This window comes from Flavobacterium sp. FlaQc-30 (assembly GCF_044005885.1).
Taxonomy (GTDB): domain Bacteria; phylum Bacteroidota; class Bacteroidia; order Flavobacteriales; family Flavobacteriaceae; genus Flavobacterium.
Window position 1 is genome coordinate 213,427 of the sequence record NZ_JBIPCO010000001.1, and the last position, 22,943, is coordinate 236,369.

The window sequence follows — 22,943 nt, forward strand, 5'->3', positions numbered from 1 at the left end:
TTTTATATTAGAAAAGGGTTAAAATTATTTAATGCTAAATAATCCCTCTGGTTTATTTTCAATATCATCAAAACGTTTTGTACACTCAGCGATAATTGCATAAGCCTCGTTTACGTCTCCCCATCCTTCAACATCTACTTTTTTGTTTTCAAGATCTTTGTACACTTGGAAGAAATGCTCGATTTCTTTTACTAAGTGAGGATTAATATCTGAAAGATCTCCTAAAGAATTCCAGATTGGATCTGAAACTGGTACACAGATAATTTTTTCGTCTGGTCCTTTATCGTCTGCCATGTGGAAAACACCAATTGGTTTTACTTCCATAACACATCCAGGAAAAGTTGGTTCGTTTACCAAAACCAATACATCAAGAGGGTCACCGTCAAGAGCTAAAGTTTCAGGAATAAATCCATAATCAGCAGGGTACATCATTGAAGAGAATAACATTCTGTCGAAACGCATTCTTTTGATTTCAAAATCGTACTCATATTTATTTCTGCTTCCTCTTGGTATTTCGATTAATACATCGAAAGTTGTTAGTTTGTCTGCGGTCATTTTCGTTTTTTATTGTTTCTATAAATTCGGTTGCAAAAGTAACTAAAGAATCCTTTTTTCACAATAAAAAACTGCATTAATCTGCCCAGTTTTGTTTTAAAAAACAGGCAGTTAATAGGTAATCTTACGATTTCGTTTATTTAAGTAATAATGCCACAGTAAATATGTTGCATAAGATCTGTACGGACTCCATTGCTGGGCATGAATTTCCATTTCTTGTTTATCATGAATATCAAGTAATTCTTTAATCGTATTAACTACTGCAATGTCGCCAAGCGGAATTAAATCAGGCTCTTGCAAACAAAACATTAAATAAATATCGATAGTCCAATTTCCAATTCCTTTTAGTTTAATGAGTTCTTCTCTAACTTGAATCGCAGTTTTTAGAGCTAAACTTTCAATATCTAATTCTTTGTTTAAAACGGCTTCTGCTAAAATTTTAATGTATTTGGTTTTCTGACGACTGACACCAAGATTCCGAAATTCTTCATCTGATAAAACCGACATCGTTTCTGGATTACACGTTGTATAGGCTTTGATTTTTAAGAATGTGGCTTTCGCCGAATCTATCGAAACTTGCTGCTCGAGAATAAGCAATACCAATGTTTCAAAACCTTGCGGACGTTTTGGAATTGGCGGCAATCCATATTTTTCGATAATTTGAAGAAATACAGGATTTTTAGCCGATAGAAAATCAATGGCTTCTTGCATAAAATGTTTTTTAGTCCATTTCAAAATTAAACAAAAAAGAATCTCATAAAGGTACAGAGACACAAAGTTTTAGTTCACGCAGATTCTAAGTATTTAAGCTGATTAAAGCAGACTTTAAAATTTCTAGTTTAAAAAAATCTGCTTAAATCCGTAGAATCTACGTGAAAAACATCCAAAAAAAAAAGTCGCAAAGAATTAAAACTTTGCGACTTTGTAACTTTGAACCTTTGTAACTTTAAAATTAAAAATAGAATCCGAAAGATCCTTTTACTGCAAATTTATTAGCATCTGGAGTGTTTAAATAACTTCCTCTCCAAGAGAAATCGATTCTAAATACTTTGAAAATATTCCCAATTCCTGCATTATATTCCCAATACACATTTTCTGGCGCATTATAAGGCTGACCTGAAGCATTTATAGCGCGATTCGCATCTGAAATGGTTCCGTGTACTGCTTTTATACCAACAAATTCTCTCCAATTTAGTTTTCTCATAAAAGGAACTCTGGCAAATAACCTTCCTCCAAAATCATGATTCCATTGCAAAGTAGTATATTGATCAGTAATGAACTCATAGAAATTCAAGTTACTAAACGTATTTTCAATTGTAAAATAAGTCTGATTTCCAGGAATTACACTCATTAATCCTAACGGAATTGTACCCCATGTTTTTCCAGTTTCAAGAATAATATTTGATCTTCCTAATGGTCCAATAATAATAGGTTGTTTATAAAATAATTGAATTTTTTCGTAAGCAAAATCACTATCAAAAACACCTTTAATACCATAACTAAAGTTAACAAAGAAATGACTAAAAGGACTGTCAACTAAGCTGCGTTCAACGCCATACCCAATTGTTTTACGATTTGGCATATATTCAAACTGAATATTTGCTTCTGACTGTTTTACCATACTTTCGACCACACCTGCAGGATTTGCTGCACTTGGTAATGTCGTGTAATAGTCTAAACTAAAAGTCTTTGAAGCTGATTCTAATGTTCGATAAGAAAACCCTGCTTGAACAATAAAATTCTTTTTAGGTTCCATTTCAAAGGAAACATTACTCAAATTAATATTGGTTAATTTTCCGTTGCTTCCTGTTGTAAATAATGCTGATGACGCAAAACTTCGTCCTAAAATATCATTTGTTGTGGTTAAACTGGCTCCAATTTGTTCAATATCACGCCTGTTTCCTCCAGAAATAATGATTCTATTTTTTTTGTCGATCATCCATTTTCCCGAAACACCGTATTTGAATTTATTATCGTCAAAACCATAAGCTGTATAAGCCTGCAGACGCCAAGGATCATTTGGTCCAAAATAAGTTCTTCCTCCGGCTCTTATTCTTATACCTTCGACTTCATTATAGCCAAACGTAGAAAAAATAGGTCCAAAATCGAAATTTTTAAATTCGACATAACCACTTCCTAAAATCGAGACGAGACTATACAACTGCTTAAATCGCTTGACGGTTTGCAGGGTATCAAGCATTTTATAAATCCCTGCTTCATCTTTATTTAGTTTCTCAAAACGATTTTCTTCCCAAAATTCAGGAGGTCGCTCATAAACAGCATTGTCTATAAAGTTGACTTCTTCTTTGTAAAATTTCTCCGGTTTCTGAATATTGAATTTATGGTTTCGATATAAAGTGGTTCGTTTTCCGTAAACTCCTTTTGATTTTTCTTTTTTGTTTAAAGCAAAATCAGACATCATATAATCACGAGTTAAAAGAAAAACCGAATCGTTTTCTACTTCAAACTCCTGCTCAATATAAATATCTTTTACCCAGTTAATATTGGCGCTTTTAGTAACGCCCATATTAATTTTCTTGATTGCAAAAGTAGAATCGTTTACCCAAAAATCTCCTTTAAAAGTTAATTCGTTTTTACGTCTTGGGTAAAAAACAATGTTATAACACCATTTTTTGTCTATATAAGCACTGTCTTTTAGGACATAATTATAAACATCAATTCCTGTTTTAGAAAGTGGACTTGTAAAACTTTTATCAAAAAACTTAAGGTGATTATCGTAAATATTATAATCTGAATAAAGATCTTTTACAAATGATAAAATCTGCTGATTACCATTAAAACCAGACATTTTATTTCCGGTAAGATTTTCTTTTACTTTCTTTATTTTATTATCGCCGTAAACATCATAAACTGATTCGTTGATAAAAATTGGCAGATACGTTTTTCCTGTAACATCTGATGTATCAATATGATTAAAAACAAACTCCATTCCTTTAAAGAGTTTATTTTTCATAAAAGCACTATCGATTGTGTTCATGTCGAACTCAACTTTCTCGTACTTCTGCATCTGATATTGATTGAACTGGTAAAGTCCGTTTTTACGCTTTCTTTCCCATATTTTTCGAAGAATGTCTAATGCGGGATTATTCTTTTTAGATGTTTTTCCAGTATAAATTACAACTTCGTTAAGCACTTCAGCTTCATTCAAAACAATTTTAAAATCGTAATTTACAGCTTTTTCCAAAGGTACTTCGCGATCTGAAAATCCTGCAGAAGAAACTAACAAAGCGGTATATGTATTTGGAGATTCCAAATAAAAACGACCATCTTCATTAGAGACTATTCCTGTATTTGATCCTTTAAAAACAACATTTGCAAACGGAACCGGCTGATTAGATTTATCTAAAACAATTCCACTCACTTTTGTCTGCGCAGCAGCAATATTTACAAAAGCAAATACAAAAAACAGGCTGAGTAAAATTATTCTTTTCATAATCTGGCAAAAAAAACTTCATCAATAAAAAAGCTTCATCAATAAATATGACTGATGAAGCTTTATGTGTATTTTATAAGTGTATTATTTGTACAATACTTTTTTAACTGCTTTAACTACATCACCTGCATTTGGCAACCAATCTTTTAATAAAACTGGAGAGTAAGGTGCTGGAGTATCTGCTGTCGTAATACGCTGAATTGGCGCATCAAGGAAATCGAAAGCTTGCTCTTGAACGATATAAGTAATCTCTGAAGAGATACTAGCAAACGGCCAAGCTTCTTCAAGAACTACTAAACGGTTTGTCTTTTTAACCGATTTAAGAATTGCATCTTTATCCATAGGACGAACTGTTCTTAAGTCGATAATCTCGCAAGAGATTCCTTCTTTAGCTAATTCATCAGCAGCGATAAAAGCTTCTTTGATGATTTTACCAAAAGAAACGATAGTTACATCTGTTCCTTCACGTTTAATATCAGCAACTCCTAATGGAATAGTGTATTCTCCGTCTGGCACTTCACCTTTATCACCATACATTTGCTCAGATTCCATGAAAATTACTGGATCATTATCGCGAATTGCAGATTTCAAAAGTCCTTTTGCATCATAAGGAGTTGACGGCACAACGACTTTAAGACCGGGAGTATTTGCAAACCAGTTTTCTAAAGCTTGAGAGTGTGTTGCTCCTAATTGACCTGCAGAAGCTGTTGGTCCACGGAAAACGATAGGCACATTAAATTGTCCACCTGTCATTTGACGCATCTTCGCAGCGTTGTTTATAATTTGATCAATACCTACTAAACAGAAGTTGAAAGTCATATACTCTACAATCGGACGACAGCCGTTCATTGCTGATCCTACTGCAATTCCTGTAAAACCAAGCTCAGCAATTGGAGTATCGATTACTCTTTTTTCGCCAAACTCAGCAAGCATTCCTTTTGAAGCTTTGTATGCTCCATTGTATTCTGCAACTTCTTCGCCCATTAAATATATGGATTCATCGTGACGCATCTCTTCGCTCATCGCTTCGCAAATGGCCTCTCTAAATTGTATTGTTCTCATATTTATATTGTATGTTGAATTTTCTGAAGAGCAAAAATAAATATTTTAAATCACTTAAAAGCATAAATTAAGTTTAAAATCGCATGAACTTCTTTCTCTCTATAGGTTTTAACTTTTTTAGCTTTATTGTGATATTTACGAAATCGATATAATACACGTAAAATTAACACTTAAACTATGTGAAACTTTTTTTAGACAAACTTTAAGTCTTTTGTTAATTTTCCTCAATCAAATTCTTTCATCAAAACGGTTGAAATCTAAAATTATTTCAATTTAAGTAATAACCTTTTATTAAAATTGAGTTTTTCACTTGGCTTATTCTTTAAACATACTTTACTTCGTAAGGATAATCTTAACACCAAAGCCATGAAAATAAATCTATTATTATTTATTATTATATTTTTTTCAATCGAAGCAAAATCTCAGAGCCTAGTTGGCACCTACACTAGACAACAGCTAAAAACCAAGGATGGCAGAATTCTAGAAAAAGCTAAAACACCTGAAGTATTCAGCTATACTTATTCTAAAAATAAGTCGATACAAAGACTAACCACTATTCAAAAAACAACCACTGATAACACTGTTATTGAAAATACGGGAGGTAAAGTTTTTGCAAGCCGTACTATTCGCCGATCCTCAGAAGTAATTAATTACAAAGATTTTGACTCCAAAATATACAAAGTTTTTATGACAAATGACGGGATTGATTCAAATGTAAAAACAAAACTTCCAACATACACATGGGAGCTTTTACCAGAAACTAAAATTATAAATGGTTTTTCATGTAAAAAAGCGACAACACAAAATACCGCATTTATTACCAAACAAAATATTACGGCTTGGTATACCGAAGAAATTCCGATAAAAGATGGTCCAATGTTTTACAGTGGATTGCCTGGTTTTATTATTCAACTTGAAATTGACGATAATTCAATTTTGGTCTTTAAAGAACTGGCTTTTAAGAATGAGAATACCGAAATTGAAATACCAAATAACAGTGCAAAGGAATTAAGCTTTGAAGAATACCAAGCAGGTTTAAAACAAGTTAACTAATTCTAATTTTTCAAAAAAATAATTGAAGCAACTCATTTTCCGTATTAAAAACAAGAAATCATTAATAGATTTTGACAATCTTCGAAATCGTAATAGTTTTTAAAAATATTATGCGTGCATAGTATAATTATTCCAAATTAAATTCTAAATTTGTAAAAGCATATTATAAATTCAAAATATATACTTATGAAAATACTAGTTTGCATCAGCCATGTGCCTGATACTACTTCAAAAATCAACTTCTCCAATGGTGACTCTGAATTTGATACCAATGGTGTACAATATGTAATTAACCCTAATGACGAATTTGGATTGACTCGTGCAATCTGGTTTCAAGAGCAACAAGGTGCAAATGTAACAGTGGTAAATGTTGGAGGTCCTGACACTGAACCAACTTTACGTAAAGCTTTGGCAATTGGTGCAAACGAAGCAATTCGTGTAAATGCAAACCCAACAGACGGATTTTTTGTTGCAAAACAATTAGCAGAAGTAATTAAAAACGGAGGTTATGATCTTGTAATTGCAGGAAAAGAGTCTTTAGATTATAATGGAGGAATGGTTCCAGGAATGATCGCTGGTATTTTGGGTTACAACTTCTTAAACTCTTGTACAGCAGTAACTGTTGACGGAAATAATGTAAAAGCTGTACGCGAAATCGACGGTGGAAAAGAAACTGTAGGCACTACTCTTCCTTTAATCATTGGTGGTCAAAAAGGACTTGTTGAAGAAAAAGATTTACGTATTCCTAACATGAGAGGAATTATGACAGCAAGAACTAAAGCTTTAACTATTCTTGAACCAGTTGACGCTCCTGTAAACACAAAAGCAGTAAAATTTGAAAAACCAGCTCCAAAATCAGCAGTAAAATTAGTTTCTGCAGATAACCTAGATGAGTTAATCAATTTATTACACAACGAGGCGAAAGTAATCTAGTATTCAGTAATCAGTTTTAAGTATTCAGTTTCAATCTGAATTCTAAAATCTAAAATCTAAAATTATTATGTCAATATTAATATACGCAGAATCTGCAGAAGGAAAATTTAAAAAAGTAGCTTTCGAATTAGCTTCTTATGCAAAAAAAGTAGCCGAAAGTTTAGGAACAACTGTTACAGCTTTAACTGTAAACATCAGCGATGTAAGCGAATTAGCAAAATACGGAGTTGATAAAGTTTTAAAAGTAAACAACGATAAATTAGCTGGTTTTACTGCTAAGGCTTACGCCGATGTAATCAAACAAGCTGCTGAAAAAGAAGGGACAAAAGTAGTTTTGCTTTCTTCTACAACAGACAGTATTTATCTTTCATCATTAGTTGCGGTCGCTTTAAATGCTGGTTTCGCTTCTAATGTCGTGGGATTACCGGTAAGCACCTCGCCTTTCCAAGTAAAAAGAAACGCCTTTTCAAACAAAGCTTTCAATATTACACAAATCGATACAGATGTAAAAGTTCTTGGTTTAGCTAAAAACTCTTACGGAATTTTCGAAAGCGCAGGAGGTGCAGCTGCCGAAGATTTTAATCCATCAATTGGAGATAACGATTTTGGTGTAAAAGTAGAATCTGTAGAGAAAGTAAGCGGAAAAGTTTCTATCGCTGATGCTGATATTGTAGTTTCTGGCGGACGCGGATTGAAAGGTCCAGAAAACTGGGGATTAGTTGAAAATTTAGCTGAAGTTTTAGGCGCCGCAACAGCATGTTCTAAACCAGTTTCTGACTTAGGATGGAGACCTCACAGCGAACACGTTGGACAAACAGGAAAACCAGTTGCTACAAATTTATATATTGCAATAGGAATTTCTGGTGCAATTCAGCACATTGCAGGTATCAACTCATCAAAAGTAAAAGTAGTTATCAATAACGATCCAGAAGCTCCTTTCTTTAAAGTTGCTGATTATGGTATTGTTGGCGATGCATTTGAAATCGTACCTCAATTAACAGAGAAATTAAAAGCTTTCAAAGCACAACATTCTTAATTCAAGAATTCTCTTTAAAAATATAGCTGCCTAAAAACAAGATAATCGTATCTTTGTTTTAAGGCAGCTTTTTTGTTCCATATTTTTTGATTAAAATTGCACCTTTATTTTTCAATCAAAAAAAGTATTAAAATGCGGTGCTAAGTACCCGTTTTACAAACATATATGAGTCTAGTAAAATTATCCATAAAAGGAATTTCATACAGTCAAACTCAAAATGGCGCGTATGCCTTGATTTTGAATGAAGTTGACGGCGAACGAAAATTACCTATTGTTATTGGCGCTTTTGAAGCCCAGTCAATTGCTATTGCCTTAGAAAAAGAGATAAAGCCCCCTCGCCCATTAACTCACGATTTATTCAAAAACTTTGCTGAAAGATTTGACATCGTTGTAAAACAGGTCATTATTCACAAATTAGTAGACGGCGTTTTTTACTCGAGCTTAATCTGCGAAAGAGACAAAATTGAAGAAATAATCGACGCTAGAACATCAGATGCAATCGCTTTAGCATTACGTTTTAATGCTCCAATTTTTACTTATAAAAACATACTGGATAAAGCTGGAATTTATTTAAAATCAAATACAGCCGATACAGATCAAGGTTCTCAGGAAATTGACGACGTACTTTCTAACCCAGAAACTTTTGGACACGAAGAGGAAAGTAATCAATCTGGAGATGTTTATGCAAAACACAGCCTGCAAGAACTAAATGAACTTTTAGATCAGGCGGTTTCTCAGGAAGATTATGAAAAAGCTGCAAAAATTAGAGACGAAATCTCGAAAAGATAATTTTTAGGCTGTAAGCCTTAAGCTTTAAGCATTAAGCTTAAAGTGCAAAACATAAAAAAAACAAGCTTAAGCATTTAGGATAAAGCCTAAAGCTTAAAGCCTAAAGCCTAAAGCAATAATGAAACAATACTTAGATTTAGTAAAACACGTTTTAGAAAACGGATGCCAAAAAGGAGACCGAACTGGAACTGGAACCAAAAGCGTTTTTGGATACCAAATGCGTTTTGATTTAAGTGAAGGTTTCCCAATGGTTACAACAAAAAAATTACACTTAAAATCGATCATCTATGAACTGCTTTGGTTTTTAAAAGGTGATACGAATATTAAATATTTACAAGAAAACGGAGTAAAAATATGGGATGCTTGGGCAGACTCTAATGGAGATTTAGGACCTGTTTACGGGCACCAATGGCGCAATTGGAACAGCGAAGAAATTGATCAGATTTCAGAATTAATTACGGAATTAAAGACTAATCCAAACAGCCGTAGAATGTTGGTATCAGCATGGAATCCATCTGTTTTGCCAGACACAAAAAAATCTTTTGAAGAAAATGTGGCCAACAATAAGGCAGCATTACCTCCTTGCCATGCCTTTTTTCAGTTTTATGTAGCAACACCAGATTTAGAAAAAGGAGAGACAAAAGGAAAATTATCTTGTCAATTGTATCAACGCAGCGCTGATATATTTTTAGGCGTTCCCTTCAACATTGCTTCTTATGCACTATTAACTATGATGATTGCACAGGTTTGCGATTTAGAACCAGGCGATTTTATTCATACTTTTGGTGACGCGCATATTTACAACAATCATTTTGAACAATTGGAATTACAATTGACTCGTGAGCCAAAACCGCTTCCAAAAATGATTTTAAATCCTGCTGTTAAAAATATTTTCGATTTTGATTACAACGACTTCACACTTGTTGATTATGAACCGCATGCGGGCATAAAAGGAAGTGTTGCTGTATAAAAGCAAAAAAAAATCCGCTTAAAATTTTAAGCGGATTTTTTTATACTACTAAAACACTGTTTTCACTGCCGGCGAAATCATTCCATTTGTATGAATCTGCTTCAGGATCATTAATATAAATGCCGTCGATTACATATTTGAATTCATAAATGGCATCTTTTACCAAGTCATACGTAGCTTTAAATGTTCCATTCTTTAGTTTACTCAAAGTTCCTTCTTCAGGATTCCAGTTATTAAAATCTCCAACAACCGCTGCCGAATCAGCATCTTTGGCATCTATAGAAAAAGTAACTTTTACAACTGGTTTTGTTTTGATAAATTGTTTCTTCAAAGACATAACTATTTAGTTTTTAGATTTATAGAAACTAAAATTACATAAATTCAACTAAACTTTTCACAATCCATTTCCGATTTGTGATAATAGCAAAAACAGTCCGTTTTTTTAATTGCATCAACAATTTAAAGAGTATATTTTTTTTGTATATTTATTTACAACTCATTTTCAAACAAATATTCTGCGGTCAAAATACGGTGTTTTAAAAATAAATTCTAACTTTATAATCTCATTTATATCGGTATGGAAAAAGAAGTGCACGAACAATACGAGTATGCAAGAAGACGTATAAGACAAAAAAAAATCCTTTATTTTCATTTTGTACTTTTTCTACTGGGAAGTTTATTTATTTTCATCGCAAATAGATTTTTTGGTTTTGGAGCTTCAACAGAGCAAAACTGGTGCTTATGGGGTATTACTTTATGGTTCTTCATTTTTATACTGCACTTTATAAAAGTTTACATTACAGATCGATTCATGAACAAAAAATGGGAAAGGGAACAAATTGACAGATTAGTTGCTTTACAGCAAAAGAGAATCAGTCAACTAGAATCAAGGATTAATGAGGATACCGAAAATAAAATTTAGTTTTAGCATATTATGATTATTATGATCGCGGCTGTAGCCGAAAACAATGCTCTTGGAAAAAATAATGATTTAGTATGGCACTTGCCAAATGATTTTAAAAGATTTAAATCACTAACAACGAATCATCATATTATAATGGGAAGAAAAACATTTGAAAGCTTCCCTAAACCATTACCCAACCGAGTACATATTGTTATAACCAGACAAAAAGATTATGCCCCTGAAGGTTGCATAGTTGTAGACAGCATAGAAAAAGCTATCGCATTATGCCCTGAAAATGAAGATTCATATATTATTGGGGGCGGCGAAATTTACAATTTAGCTTTACCTTATACGGATATAATCGAAATAACCAAAGTGCATCACACATTTGATGCTGATACATTTTTTCCTAAAATCAATAAAAGTGAGTGGTTACTAGTAGAATCTGAAGAAAATTTTAAAGATGAAAAACATCTTTACGATTATACTTATGAAACTTACATTAGAAAATAAATAAAAAAACATCCTCTTTTGAAGGATGTTTTTTAAAAATGACTGATTGTTAGCCTTGACTAATTCAAGAAATAGTTTTTGTAAAAATCACAAATGCAAAGTGCATCTGAAATAACTGAATAACATTTACTGTTAATTGAGAACGAATCTCAATAGGCCCTTAATAACAAATACCACTAAGATATTAAAGGCAGAAAATTAAAATTTCCAAAAACAAATTTAATCCTAAGAACGTATTTCGCACTTTAAAAATAGTATCCCCCCAAGAACAATACTTTTAAAACTACTTACTTGAACAAATTAGCTGCAGTGCAAAAAAACAGCTGTTTGATTAAGTCAATATGATAAATCAATCATTAAATTTTTATCATTTTTACTTTAACAAAGTTGTACATAAAATACACATCACACAATACCCACTTTTAGTGATTTTTTAAAAATACCCACTTTTGGTGATGGCAAAAATTTTTATTAAAAGTGATTTTTATCCTCCATTTCAAAACATTTAATTTACACTTTAAAAAACTCAACTACAGTTAAAGCAGATTGTTTATATTTGCGTAAATAAAAATAATGTCTGAAAAAATAACCCCATATAAAGATTCTTCTTTAGGTAAAAAAGAACAAGTAGCCCAAATGTTTGACAACATTTCTGGGAACTACGACAATTTAAATCGTGTAATCTCATTTGGTATTGATGTCAAATGGCGAAAAAAAGTATTAAAAATAGTTTCAGATACTAAACCAAAAGTCATTCTTGACATTGCTACAGGAACTGGCGACTTAGCCATTTTAATGGCTCAAACTAAAGCAGAAAAAATTATTGGCTTGGATATTTCGGCAGGAATGCTTGAAGTTGGAAAGAAAAAAGTAGAAGAAAAAAATCTATCTTCTGTTATAGATTTAGTATTAGGAGATTCTGAAAACATTCCTTTTGATGATAACTATTTTGATGCAATAACAGTTGGTTTTGGCGTTCGTAATTTTGAGAATCTAGAAAAAGGTTTTTCTGAAATTTTACGAGTTTTAAAACCAAACGGTGTATTTGTAATTTTAGAAACTTCAGTTCCTGACAAAACACCATACAAACAAGGATATAAATTTTACAGCAAAAATATATTGCCAGTTATAGGAAAATTGTTTTCTAAAGACAATTCGGCATACGGTTATTTATCTGAATCTGCGGCAGCTTTCCCATATGGAGAAGCATTAAACAATATTTTAAGAAAAACTGGGTTTATAGATGTTGTAGCAATGCCTCAGACTTTTGGTGTAGCAACCATTTATTCAGCATCTAAAAAGTAGTATGAAAAAAATTGTAATCTTATTTTTATTAGTCTTATCGACAAAAGGATATTCTCAATTTGCTAAAAGCATGTTTAGCAAAGATCCTATTATAAATCTTGAAAACTGGCAAAAGCAGCGTGTTTATTTTGGCTACTATTTGGGTTTCAACAGCTTTGACTTCAAATTTGATTATAAAAATGTAGTAAATCAAGATATTCAAGTAAAAAAAACAACTGGTTTTAATGTTGGTGTAGTTGCTGATTTAAGATTGCAGGAATACATTAATTTACGTTTTGAACCGGGTCTCTATTACACAAAACGAGATCTATACTACCCTAATTTTACTTCTAAAACGGATTATTTGAGAGAGGTAAACAGCACCTATATTCATTTTCCTTTATTGTTGAAGTTTTCATCATTACGTACAGGAAATGTCCGTCCGTATTTAGTTGGCGGAATGTCTACAACTCTAAACCTATCCAGCAACTCTAAGTCTACGGATGACAATGCCGAAGGAAAATTCAGGGTAAAACCATGGACTGCGGCTTATGAACTTGGCTTTGGAATAGACTTCTTTACTGAGTATTTTATTTTCTCTCCTTCTATTAGAGGTATGTTTGGTATTACAAACGAATTAGTACAAGACAAAGATCCGTTAAGCCCTTGGACAAGCAACATCGATTCTATGAAATCAAGAGCTCTTTTAATAAATTTTACTTTTCACTAAAACAAATTTCTAACTATTCCGTTTAAACTCACTAAGAATAATCGCGGTTGCTGTTGCTACATTTAAACTTTCTGTTTTTTGCAGCTCTCCAAACCTAGGAATTGTTAATCGTGTGGTAACCGTTTTTTCAATTTCTGCCGAAATTCCATTAGCTTCATTACCCATAATAATGATTCCATTTTCAGGCAGATTTTTTTTATAAATAGTTTCGCCATCCATAAAAGTTCCAAAAACAGGAAGTTTTGTTTGACTTAAATACGTTTTGAGATCAACATAATTTACATTTACTCTGGTAATAGATCCCATTGTAGCCTGCACAACTTTTGGATTGTAAATATCGACTGTTTCTTTAGAACAAACAATTTGTTTAATTCCAAACCAGTCGCAAAGACGCAAAATGGTTCCTAAATTTCCTGGATCACGAATATCATCTAAAGCGAGGATTAAACCGGTACTATTGATTTCGTTTTCAACAGGCATTTTAAAAACGGCTAAACAAGAATTTGGAGTTGTCAGCGCGCTTATTTTTTTTAGTTCTTGATCATTAATAAGAGTTCGCTTTGAAGTTTGAACTTCTTGAAAATCATTTAATGTGGTGTATAAATGCTCTAATTCAAAATTGGATTGCAGTAATTCTTGAATTACCTTTACCCCCTCGGCAAAAAACAATTGATTTACAAAACGCTGCTTTTTTTGATGCAAACCTGAGATAAGCTTTATTTGGTTTTTAGTAACCATAAAATAATGTACTTTTGAATTAAATTTTTAAAAACACTTGAAAAAGAATTCTACAAAAATAACAGCATTTATTCTAATAGCAATACTTATTTGCGCTTGTAATGCTGTAAAAAGAGTTCCTGACGGAAAAAACCTTCTTGTAAAAAATAATATTCTTGTAAACGGGAAATCTACAAATGATGAAACGGCTTTAAATCAAATGTATCAAAAACCTAATGGTAAACTATTAGGATACAAACTTCGTCTGAATTTATACAACTTAGCAAACTTAAATCCAGACTCAACTTATAAGGCTCAATTTATAAAACACCCGCACAGATATGATCGTTGGTCTAAAGTATTATCTGCAAAACAAGTTGATCGCCTTGGACAATCTTTTTTAAACAAAGGACTTAATGAATTTTTAAAAAATACTGGTGAAGCACCAGTAATAATTGATACATCAAAAGCTAAAAAGTCATTGTTACGCTTAAAATATTACTATTTTAACAATGGTTATTTTAATGTTTCAACAGATTATTCTATTGACAGTATTGCTCGAAAAAAGGCACAGATAAATTATAAAATAACTACCGGTCCTGGTTTTACTATAGACACTATTCGAACTAAAATAATGACCCCTGCCCTTGATTCATTGTACAAAAACAATCCCGAGGCTTCGGTTTTAAAATCTGGAAATCAGTATAAAACTTCCGATTTCGAGGAAGAAAAAAATCGTATCACAACCTATTTTAGAAATCATGGCGCCTATTTTTTTCAGCCTACTTACATCACCTTTGACATTGATACAATTGGCAAAAAAAACAAAGCCAATGTAACTCTTATTATCAGTAACAATAATATACAGGAAAAAGATTCCAGCAGAACAGAACCTTTTAAACTATATACGATCAGCGATGTAAATATTTTTACTGATTACTCTGCTGCAAATGCTAAAAGTAAAATCAGTGACAGTACTACTTATAACAACTTCAATTTATACAGTTATAAGAAGCTAAAATATAAGCCTCGTGCCATTACCGATGCCGTTTTTATAAATAAAGGAAGCACTTTTTCTGATACTAGAACAACCCTTTCATCACGATATTTAAATAATCTTAAAATATTTAATTACCCATCAATACAATATGAGGTAGATAAACGCGACTCGACTGCACAGTCATTAATTGCAAAAGTTTATTTAACTCCTAGAAAAAAATATAGTTTTGGTACAACTTTAGACGTAACACACTCAAATATTCAAGATTTTGGTATTGGAGCCAGTATATCTGAAACTATACGAAATGTATTCAACAGAGCTGAAACTTTAGAAATCTCAACCCGTTTAAACATTGGATCTTCTAAAGACATGGCAAATCCTAACGATAACTTTTTTAACGTTTCTGAATATGGGGTTGATTTAAAACTTAACTTCCCAAGAATTCTGATGCCTTTTGGCACGGAAAAGATTATTCCAAAAAGAATGATTCCATCTACCAGTATTTCTGGAGGTTTCTCTAAACAACGAAATATAGGTTTAGACAAAGAAAACTTTACGGGAGGAATATCTTATAACTGGTCGCCAAAGAGACATAATTCGGTTAAATTTGATTTACTTAACGCTCAATTCGTTAGAAACCTAAATCCTAATAATTATTTTAATGTTTATACTTCTTCTTATGATGAATTGAACGGAATTGGTAAAGATTATAATATAAATCCAAACTTTTGGGGAGATACACCAGAAGAACAAATTCTAAAAAACCTAACTATTCCAAACGGAACCACAGGTTTTACAAACGACGTATTAACAAATCAGACAGCTTTACTACCAGGCGACCCACAATATAAAGATGTACAAAGTATAGAAGAAAGAAGGGTTCGTTTAACTGAAAACGACTTTATTTTAGCAACCAGCTATACTTTTACTAAAACAACTAAAAAGGATTTAGCAGACAATACTTTTTATCAATTTAAAACTAAAATAGAATCTGCAGGAACTTTATTATCAGCAATTTCGAGCTTAGGAAATCTGCCAAAAAATGCAAATGGCAATTACGAAATTTTCAACTTAGAATACTCAGAGTATATAAAAACTGAGTTTGACTATATTAAACACTGGGATTTTGGAAAAGAGAAAGTATTAGCGGTACGAAGCTTTTTTGGAATAGCAGTTCCTTTTGGAAATTCAAATTACATTCCTTTCTCTCGAAGTTATTACGCAGGAGGATCAAATGACAACCGTGCTTGGCAGCCTTACTCTCTTGGGCCTGGAAGCACGAATGCTGTAAATGATTTCAACGAGGCAAATATGAAAATTGCTTTTAGTGCAGAATATAGATTTAAAGTGTTTGGAGATGTCAAAGGAGCCATCTTTGCAGATGCCGGAAATATCTGGAATGTGCTCGATAATGTCATCGATGAGAAGGCAAAATTTTCTGGCGTAAACGATTTAGCTGAAATCGCTTTAGGTTCAGGATTTGGTTTACGATACGATTTAAGCTTTTTTGTTATTCGATTAGATTTAGGCTTTAAGACCTATAATCCGGCGCATGAGAAGGGTGACCGTTGGTTTAAAGAGTACAATTTTGGGCACTCGGTTTTAAATTTTGGAATAAATTATCCGTTCTAATGCTAATTAATTCTTATTTTTGCAACCTAAAAACTAAAAACAACTATAAAAAAAATTACAATGGCACACAATATTAAACCCGGAGTAGCTACAGGAGATCAAGTACAGGAGATTTTTAATTATGCGAAAGAAAAAGGATTTGCTTTACCTGCTGTAAACGTTACAGGATCTAGTACAATTAATGGAGTTCTAGAAACTGCAGCTAAATTAAATGCACCGGTTATCATTCAATTTTCTAACGGAGGAGCACAATTCAACGCTGGAAAAGGATTATCAAATGCAGGTGAAAAAGCAGCTATTGCAGGAGGAATTGCAGGAGCAAAACACATTCACACTTTAGCAGAAGCTTACGGAGCAACTGTAATTTTACATACTGACCACTGTGCAAAAAAACTTTTGCCTTGGATTGATGGTTTATTAGATGCTTCTGAAAAACATTTTGCAGAAACAGGAAAACCATTATTTAGTTCTCACATGATCGATTTGTCTGAGGAGCCAATCGAAGAGAACATCGAAATCTGCAAAGAATATTTAGCTAGAATGAGTAAAATGGGAATGACATTGGAAATCGAACTTGGTATTACAGGTGGAGAAGAAGATGGCGTTGACAACTCAGACGTAGACAGCTCAAAATTATATACTCAACCAGAAGAGGTAGCTTACGCTTACGAAGAATTATCTAAAGTAAGTCCTAAATTTACAATTGCTGCTGCTTTTGGAAACGTTCACGGTGTATACAAACCAGGAAACGTAAAATTAACTCCAAAAATCTTAAAAAATTCTCAAGATTTCGTTCAAGACAAATTCAAAACTGGTCACAATCCAGTAGATTTCGTTTTCCACGGAGGTTCAGGTTCTACACTTGAAGAAATTAGAGAAGCTATTGGATACGGAGTTATCAAAATGAACATCGATACTGATTTACAGTTTGCTTATACTGAAGGAATTCGTGATTATATGGTAAACAATATTGAGTATTTAAAAACTCAAATTGGTAACCCAGAAGGTGCTGATGTTCCTAACAAAAAATATTATGACCCAAGAAAATGGGTTCGTGAGAGCGAAGTAACATTCAACGCAAGACTTGAACAAGCTTTTGCTGACTTGAATAACGTAAACACGTTATAAAAAAGTATTCAGTTTACAGTTTTAAGTATTCAACATCTGAGTACTTAAAACTGAATACCACTGAACACTGAAATTTTTATTACTGAACACTGAATACTAAAGAAATGGCTTGGTTTAAAAGACAAGAAAAAGGAATTACGACCGCGACAGAAGACAAAATGGACGTTCCGAAAGGATTGTGGTACAAATCTCCTACTGGAAAAATTATTGATGCTGACGAATTAGCAAGAAACTTATTCGTAAGTCCTGAAGATGATTTTCATGTTCGAATTGGAAGCGCAATCTATTTTGAAATTTTATTCGACAACAACGAGTTTGTTGAGTTAGACAAAAACATGACATCAAAAGATCCTTTGCATTTTGTTGATACAAAAAAATATGCGGAAAGATTAAAAGATGTAATGGAAAAAACTCATCTTAAAGACGCTGTACGTACGGGAGTAGGAAAATCTAAAGGAAAAGAACTTGTAATTTGCTGTATGGATTTCGCTTTTATTGGTGGATCTATGGGAGCTGTTGTAGGTGAAAAAATCGCAAGAGGTATTGATCACGCAATCAAAAACAAACTGCCTTTTGTAATGATTTCTAAATCTGGCGGGGCTCGTATGATGGAAGCTGCTTATTCTTTAATGCAATTAGCAAAAACTTCTGTAAAACTAGCTCAATTAGCAGAAGCAAAATTACCTTATATCTCACTTTGTACAGACCCAACAACAGGAGGAACAACAGCATCTTACGCTATGTTAGGAGACATCAATATCTCTGAGCCAGGTGCTTTGATTGGTTTTGCTGGACCGCGTGTTGTACGTGACACTACAGGAAAAGATTTACCAGAAGGTTTCCAAACTGCTGAGTTCTTATTAGAGCACGGTTTCTTAGACTTTATCACGCCTAGAAAAGAATTGAAAGATAAGATCAACTTATATATCGATTTGATTCAAAATAATACTATTAGATAGTTTTAAAACTACTTAAAATAGAAAAAAATCCCAAGAAATTGCTTCTTGGGATTTTTTTTATATCACGCAGTCAAAATATACCATAAAGAATTTAAAAAATCTATTATGCTTTTAAGAATAGCACAAAGTTTTAAAGCAGAAAAAACCTCTACTCCTTTGCTTCTCTGAACCTTTGAACCTTAGAAAAAACCTACATCCCCGTACGAATTGCTTCAACTGGATCTAAATTTGCAGCTGAAATTGCCGGAAGAATTCCCGAAATTAATCCAATAAGCGCCGCTAAAGTTGTTCCTAACATAATGTTCCCAAAGCTCAAAACAAATTCAAAATCTAGAACTTTTGTCAAAATAAGCGCAATTCCCCAAACCATCAATAAACCAATAATTCCGCCAATTACTGAAAGAATTATTGCTTCAAACAAAAACTGAAATAATATAAATCTGTTTTTTGCTCCTAATGATTTTTGAATCCCAATTAAATTCGTTCTTTCTTTTACTGAAACAAACATAATATTCGCAATTCCGAAACCACCAACTAAAAGAGAAAATCCGCTGATAATCCAGCCTACAACATTCATCTGTCCTAGAATTCCATCGATAAAATTTGTAAAACCAGAAAGAACATTTACAAAAAAATTATCAATCTCTCCTGCTTTCATTCCTCTAGTTGCTCGAAGTTTTTGTGCAACTTCAGCTTTATAAGCATCCATATCGACACCTTTTTCTGGTTTCAATACAATTACAGGTGTCATTGCATCGCTGTCACCATACATTCTACGCAAAAAATTAGCCGGCAGATAAACCGAAGTATCGTTGCTGTCTCCAAAAAAACCAGCACCTTGTTTTTCGATTACACCAATTACAGTAAAACGCTGGCCATAAAGTCGTATATTTTTACCAATAGGATCACTGCTTCCAAAAAGCCCCTCGGCAATATCATATCCTAAAACTATTACTGCAGTTCCTGAATTCGATTCAGATTCATTATAAAACCTTCCTTTATCAAAACTCAATCCGTCAATATCGACCATTTCGCTTGACGACGGAACAATATTCACATCACTGACAGTTTTTGAATCGTATTTTAAACTTTCATGATTTACAAAAAGCTGATAAGCAACCTGATCTGTATTATTAAGTGAGTTTTTTAAAGCAATATATTCATCATACTTCACATTTGGGAACTGCTCTCTCTTCCATTGCGGAATTTCGGAAGGTCCAAAACAGTATTTCATTAAATAAATCGTATTTTTATCTAAACTGCTCAAATCTTTTGAAATTTTTCTATCCAAAGAATCAACAGCAGCTAAAACAGCGATAATTGAAAAAATACCAATGGTAACACCTAAAAGCGACAATAAAGTTCGCAGTTTATTATTTCGCAAAGCGCTTATAGCAAAGCTTAAACTTTCTTTTAATAATCTTAGATAAAGAAGCATATAGTAGTATTTTTCAACAAAGTAAAATTCAATAATTTAAAAACAAAAACCTAATAAAAGTTAACTTACTCATCAGTAGATTTTTTTAGCATAATGTTACATTAATTTTCTTTAAAATAATATATAAAAAAACTACTTTTGCAGTCTCAAAAATTATAACTACACAATGAGCACAACTAAAAAAATACAATCGGCATTAATTTCTGTTTTTTCTAAAGATGGATTAGAACCAATCGTTAGAAAATTACACGAACAAAATGTTACACTTTACTCGACTGGAGGAACTGAAGATTTTATCAAAAATCTTGGTATTCCAGTAGTTCCTGTTGAAGATATTACTTCTTTCCCTGAAATTCTTGGAGGGCGAGTTAAAACTTTACACCCAAAAATTTTTGGAGGAATCTTGAACCGTCAAGATAATGAAAGTGATGTTCAACAAATGAAGGAATTTGATATTCCTCAGATTGATTTAGTAATTGTTGATTTGTATCCTTTTGAAAAAACTGTTGCTTCTGGTGCAAGCGAGCAAGATATTATCGAGAAAATTGATATTGGCGGAATTTCATTGATTCGCGCTGGTGCAAAAAACTTCAAAGATACTGTCATTGTTGCTTCTGTTAATGAATACAGTTTGCTTTTAGATATGATTACAGAACAAAATGGTTCTACAACTCTTGAAAACAGAAGATTGTTAGCTACAAAAGCTTTTCACGTATCTTCTCATTATGATGGAGCTATTTTTAATTATTTCAATACAGACGAAACGATCTACAAAGAAAGCATTGACAATGGTCAAGTTTTAAGATATGGTGAAAACCCACATCAAAAAGGTTTTTTCTTTGGTGATTTTGATGCGATGTTCAATAAAGTTCACGGAAAAGAATTATCATACAACAACTTACTTGATGTTGATGCTGCAGTAAATTTAATTGCTGAATTCAAAAATGACGGGCCAACATTTGCGATTCTAAAACATAATAATGCTTGTGGTTTAGCTTCAAGAAAAACAATCAGCGAAGCTTATTTAGCAGCTTTAGCTTGCGACCCAACTTCTGCATTTGGAGGAGTTTTGATTTCAAACACTAAGATTGATTTGGAAACTGCACAAGAAATCAACAAATTATTCTGCGAGGTAGTTATTGCTCCAGCTTATGATGATGAAGCAATTACTGTTTTGCAAGAAAAGAAAAACAGAATTATTTTAGTCCAAAATGAAGTTGAATTACCTTCAAGACAAGTAAGAACATGTCTTAATGGTTTGTTAATTCAGGACAGAAATAATATTACAGATAATAAAGAGCATTTAAAAACCGTTACAATTACAGAACCTACTGCTCAAGAGATAGAAGATTTGATTTTTGCATCAAAAATTTGCAAGAACACAAAATCAAATACAATTGTCTTTGCAAAAAACGGAACTTTAATTTCATCTGGTACAGGTCAAACGTCAAGAGTTGATGCTTTAATGCAGGCTGTTGACAAAGCAAAAGCATTTGGATTTGATTTAACCGGCGCTTCGATGGCAAGTGATGCATTTTTTCCATTTCCGGATTGTGTAGAATTAGCCAAAAAAGCAGGAATAACTGCTGTAATTCAGCCAGGAGGCTCAATAAAAGACGAATTAAGTATAAATTATTGCAATGAAAATAATGTTGCAATGGTATTTACAGGAACTCGTCATTTTAAACATTAATTTGTTTAACTTTGTTCGATAAATAATTTATAACATTTTAAACCCCTAAAAAACTTATGGGATTTTTTGATTTCATGACCGAGGATATTGCGATAGACCTTGGTACCGCAAACACTTTAATCATACATAATGATAAAGTCGTTATTGATAGTCCATCTATAGTTGCACGTGATAGAGTATCAGGCAAAATCATTGCTGTTGGTAAAGAAGCCAACATGATGCAAGGTAAAACGCATGAAAACATCAAGACCATAAGGCCTTTAAAAGATGGTGTAATTGCTGATTTTGATGCTTCGGAAAAAATGATCAATATGTTCATTAAAAGCATTCCTGCATTGAAAAAAAGAATGTTTACTCCAGCTTTACGTATGGTGGTTTGTATTCCTTCTGGTATTACTGAGGTTGAAATGAGAGCGGTAAAAGAATCTTGTGAAAGAGTAAACGGAAAAGAAGTTTACTTAATTCACGAGCCTATGGCTGCTGCAATTGGTATTGGCATTGATATTATGCAGCCAAAAGGAAACATGATTGTCGATATTGGAGGTGGTACAACAGAAATTGCTGTTATCGCTTTAGGCGGAATTGTTTGCGATAAATCTGTAAAAATTGCAGGTGACGTTTTCACAAATGATATCGTTTATTATATGCGTACACAACACAACCTTTTTGTAGGTGAAAGTACTGCTGAAAAAATAAAAATTCAAATTGGAGCTGCTATCGAAGATCTAGATGGCCCGCCAGAAGATATGTCTGTTCAAGGTAGAGATTTACTTACGGGAAAACCAAAACAAGTAGATGTTTCTTACCGCGAAATCGCAAAAGCATTAGACAAATCGATTCAACGAATTGAAGATGCTGTAATGGAAACATTATCTCAAACACCTCCTGAATTAGCTGCTGATATTTACAATACAGGTATTTATTTAGCTGGTGGAGGATCTATGTTAAGAGGTCTTGACAAACGTATTTCTCAAAAAACAGATTTACCTGTTTATATTGCCGAAGATCCTTTAAGAGCTGTTGTTCGTGGAACTGGAATGGCACTTAAAAACATTGCAAAATTTAAAAGTATCTTAATCAAATAAGATTCAAA

Annotated in this window: 21 protein-coding genes; 14 read left to right on the forward strand and 7 right to left on the reverse strand. The window is 32.8% G+C overall.

All coding sequences use genetic code 11. From position 1 onward, the window contains the following. Positions 1-24: 24 nt before the first annotated feature. The 4 genes from ACHRV0_RS00860 to ACHRV0_RS00875 all read right to left on the reverse strand — a co-directional run bounded on the left by ACHRV0_RS00860 (position 25) and on the right by ACHRV0_RS00875 (position 5,071). Positions 25-555: an inorganic diphosphatase gene (locus ACHRV0_RS00860; RefSeq protein ID WP_129023083.1), complete on the reverse strand. Its 531-nt coding sequence runs from the start codon at positions 553-555 to the stop codon at positions 25-27. Between the two features lie 111 nt (positions 556-666). Continuing rightward, positions 667-1,266 (reverse strand): DNA-3-methyladenine glycosylase, encoded by a 600-nt coding sequence (locus ACHRV0_RS00865; protein WP_129023082.1) that lies wholly within the window; start codon positions 1,264-1,266, stop codon positions 667-669. Positions 1,267-1,507: 241 nt separating this feature from the next. Beyond that, complete coding sequence (locus tag ACHRV0_RS00870) at positions 1,508-4,009, reverse strand: DUF5686 family protein (RefSeq protein WP_395439620.1); 2,502 nt, start codon at positions 4,007-4,009, stop codon at positions 1,508-1,510. Positions 4,010-4,093: 84 nt separating this feature from the next. Next, on the reverse strand, positions 4,094-5,071 hold the full coding sequence (locus ACHRV0_RS00875) for a pyruvate dehydrogenase complex E1 component subunit beta (protein WP_089052563.1): 978 nt from the start codon (positions 5,069-5,071) through the stop codon (positions 4,094-4,096). A gap of 366 nt (positions 5,072-5,437) precedes the next feature. On the opposite strand from ACHRV0_RS00875, the gene ACHRV0_RS00880 reads away from it, so the two are divergent. The 5 genes from ACHRV0_RS00880 (at position 5,438) to ACHRV0_RS00900 (ending at position 9,852) form a co-directional block, all read left to right on the forward strand. Beyond that, complete coding sequence (locus tag ACHRV0_RS00880; protein ID WP_395439621.1) at positions 5,438-6,124, forward strand: GLPGLI family protein; 687 nt, start codon at positions 5,438-5,440, stop codon at positions 6,122-6,124. A gap of 186 nt (positions 6,125-6,310) precedes the next feature. Then, positions 6,311-7,057, forward strand: a complete 747-nt coding sequence (locus ACHRV0_RS00885) for an electron transfer flavoprotein subunit beta/FixA family protein (protein ID WP_089052561.1) — start codon at positions 6,311-6,313, stop codon at positions 7,055-7,057. Between the two features lie 67 nt (positions 7,058-7,124). Continuing rightward, the gene (locus tag ACHRV0_RS00890; protein ID WP_129023078.1) at positions 7,125-8,093 is read left to right on the forward strand and encodes an electron transfer flavoprotein subunit alpha/FixB family protein; all 969 of its coding nucleotides are present in this window, start codon (positions 7,125-7,127) and stop codon (positions 8,091-8,093) included. A gap of 165 nt (positions 8,094-8,258) precedes the next feature. After that, positions 8,259-8,882 carry a bifunctional nuclease family protein gene (locus ACHRV0_RS00895; RefSeq protein ID WP_129023077.1) on the forward strand — a complete coding sequence of 208 codons (624 nt, stop codon included), beginning with the start codon at positions 8,259-8,261 and terminating at the stop codon, positions 8,880-8,882. A 118-nt stretch (positions 8,883-9,000) separates the two neighbouring features. Continuing rightward, entirely contained in the window at positions 9,001-9,852 is an 852-nt protein-coding gene (locus ACHRV0_RS00900) for a thymidylate synthase (RefSeq protein ID WP_089052559.1), read from the forward strand. A gap of 40 nt (positions 9,853-9,892) precedes the next feature. Here the strand turns inward: ACHRV0_RS00900 and ACHRV0_RS00905 are convergent, their stop codons facing one another. Continuing rightward, positions 9,893-10,189 (reverse strand): isoamylase early set domain-containing protein, encoded by a 297-nt coding sequence (locus ACHRV0_RS00905; protein ID WP_089052558.1) that lies wholly within the window; start codon positions 10,187-10,189, stop codon positions 9,893-9,895. A 240-nt stretch (positions 10,190-10,429) separates the two neighbouring features. Here ACHRV0_RS00905 and ACHRV0_RS00910 point away from each other — a divergent pair, with 240 nt between their 5' ends. The 4 genes from ACHRV0_RS00910 (at position 10,430) to ACHRV0_RS00925 (ending at position 13,283) form a co-directional block, all read left to right on the forward strand. Next, positions 10,430-10,774, forward strand: coding sequence for a 2TM domain-containing protein (locus ACHRV0_RS00910; RefSeq protein ID WP_089052557.1), 345 nt, complete (start codon positions 10,430-10,432; stop codon positions 10,772-10,774). 12 nt (positions 10,775-10,786) lie between these two features. Further along, positions 10,787-11,269 carry a dihydrofolate reductase gene (locus ACHRV0_RS00915; RefSeq protein WP_129023075.1) on the forward strand — a complete coding sequence of 161 codons (483 nt, stop codon included), beginning with the start codon at positions 10,787-10,789 and terminating at the stop codon, positions 11,267-11,269. Between the two features lie 573 nt (positions 11,270-11,842). After that, positions 11,843-12,574 carry a bifunctional demethylmenaquinone methyltransferase/2-methoxy-6-polyprenyl-1,4-benzoquinol methylase UbiE gene (gene ubiE / locus ACHRV0_RS00920; protein ID WP_089057440.1) on the forward strand — a complete coding sequence of 244 codons (732 nt, stop codon included), beginning with the start codon at positions 11,843-11,845 and terminating at the stop codon, positions 12,572-12,574. Position 12,575: 1 nt separating this feature from the next. Then, on the forward strand, positions 12,576-13,283 hold the full coding sequence (locus tag ACHRV0_RS00925; RefSeq protein WP_089052554.1) for a porin family protein: 708 nt from the start codon (positions 12,576-12,578) through the stop codon (positions 13,281-13,283). 9 nt (positions 13,284-13,292) lie between these two features. Here the strand turns inward: ACHRV0_RS00925 and ACHRV0_RS00930 are convergent, their stop codons facing one another. Then, positions 13,293-14,021 carry an RNA methyltransferase gene (locus ACHRV0_RS00930; protein ID WP_129053208.1) on the reverse strand — a complete coding sequence of 243 codons (729 nt, stop codon included), beginning with the start codon at positions 14,019-14,021 and terminating at the stop codon, positions 13,293-13,295. A gap of 37 nt (positions 14,022-14,058) precedes the next feature. Between ACHRV0_RS00930 and ACHRV0_RS00935 the strand changes: the two genes are divergently transcribed. The 3 genes from ACHRV0_RS00935 to accD all read left to right on the forward strand — a co-directional run bounded on the left by ACHRV0_RS00935 (position 14,059) and on the right by accD (position 18,719). Beyond that, complete coding sequence (locus tag ACHRV0_RS00935) at positions 14,059-16,632, forward strand: BamA/TamA family outer membrane protein (RefSeq protein WP_395439622.1); 2,574 nt, start codon at positions 14,059-14,061, stop codon at positions 16,630-16,632. A gap of 60 nt (positions 16,633-16,692) precedes the next feature. After that, entirely contained in the window at positions 16,693-17,760 is a 1,068-nt protein-coding gene (gene fbaA, locus ACHRV0_RS00940) for a class II fructose-bisphosphate aldolase (protein ID WP_089052551.1), read from the forward strand. Between the two features lie 104 nt (positions 17,761-17,864). Further along, the gene (accD, locus tag ACHRV0_RS00945; protein ID WP_089052550.1) at positions 17,865-18,719 is read left to right on the forward strand and encodes an acetyl-CoA carboxylase, carboxyltransferase subunit beta; all 855 of its coding nucleotides are present in this window, start codon (positions 17,865-17,867) and stop codon (positions 18,717-18,719) included. A gap of 190 nt (positions 18,720-18,909) precedes the next feature. Here the strand turns inward: accD and ACHRV0_RS00950 are convergent, their stop codons facing one another. After that, entirely contained in the window at positions 18,910-20,157 is a 1,248-nt protein-coding gene (locus ACHRV0_RS00950; protein WP_395439623.1) for an ABC transporter permease, read from the reverse strand. A gap of 166 nt (positions 20,158-20,323) precedes the next feature. On the opposite strand from ACHRV0_RS00950, the gene purH reads away from it, so the two are divergent. Continuing rightward, positions 20,324-21,850, forward strand: a complete 1,527-nt coding sequence (gene purH / locus ACHRV0_RS00955; protein ID WP_395439624.1) for a bifunctional phosphoribosylaminoimidazolecarboxamide formyltransferase/IMP cyclohydrolase — start codon at positions 20,324-20,326, stop codon at positions 21,848-21,850. A gap of 56 nt (positions 21,851-21,906) precedes the next feature. After that, positions 21,907-22,935 (forward strand): rod shape-determining protein, encoded by a 1,029-nt coding sequence (locus ACHRV0_RS00960; RefSeq protein WP_008466528.1) that lies wholly within the window; start codon positions 21,907-21,909, stop codon positions 22,933-22,935. Positions 22,936-22,943 lie beyond the last annotated feature (8 nt).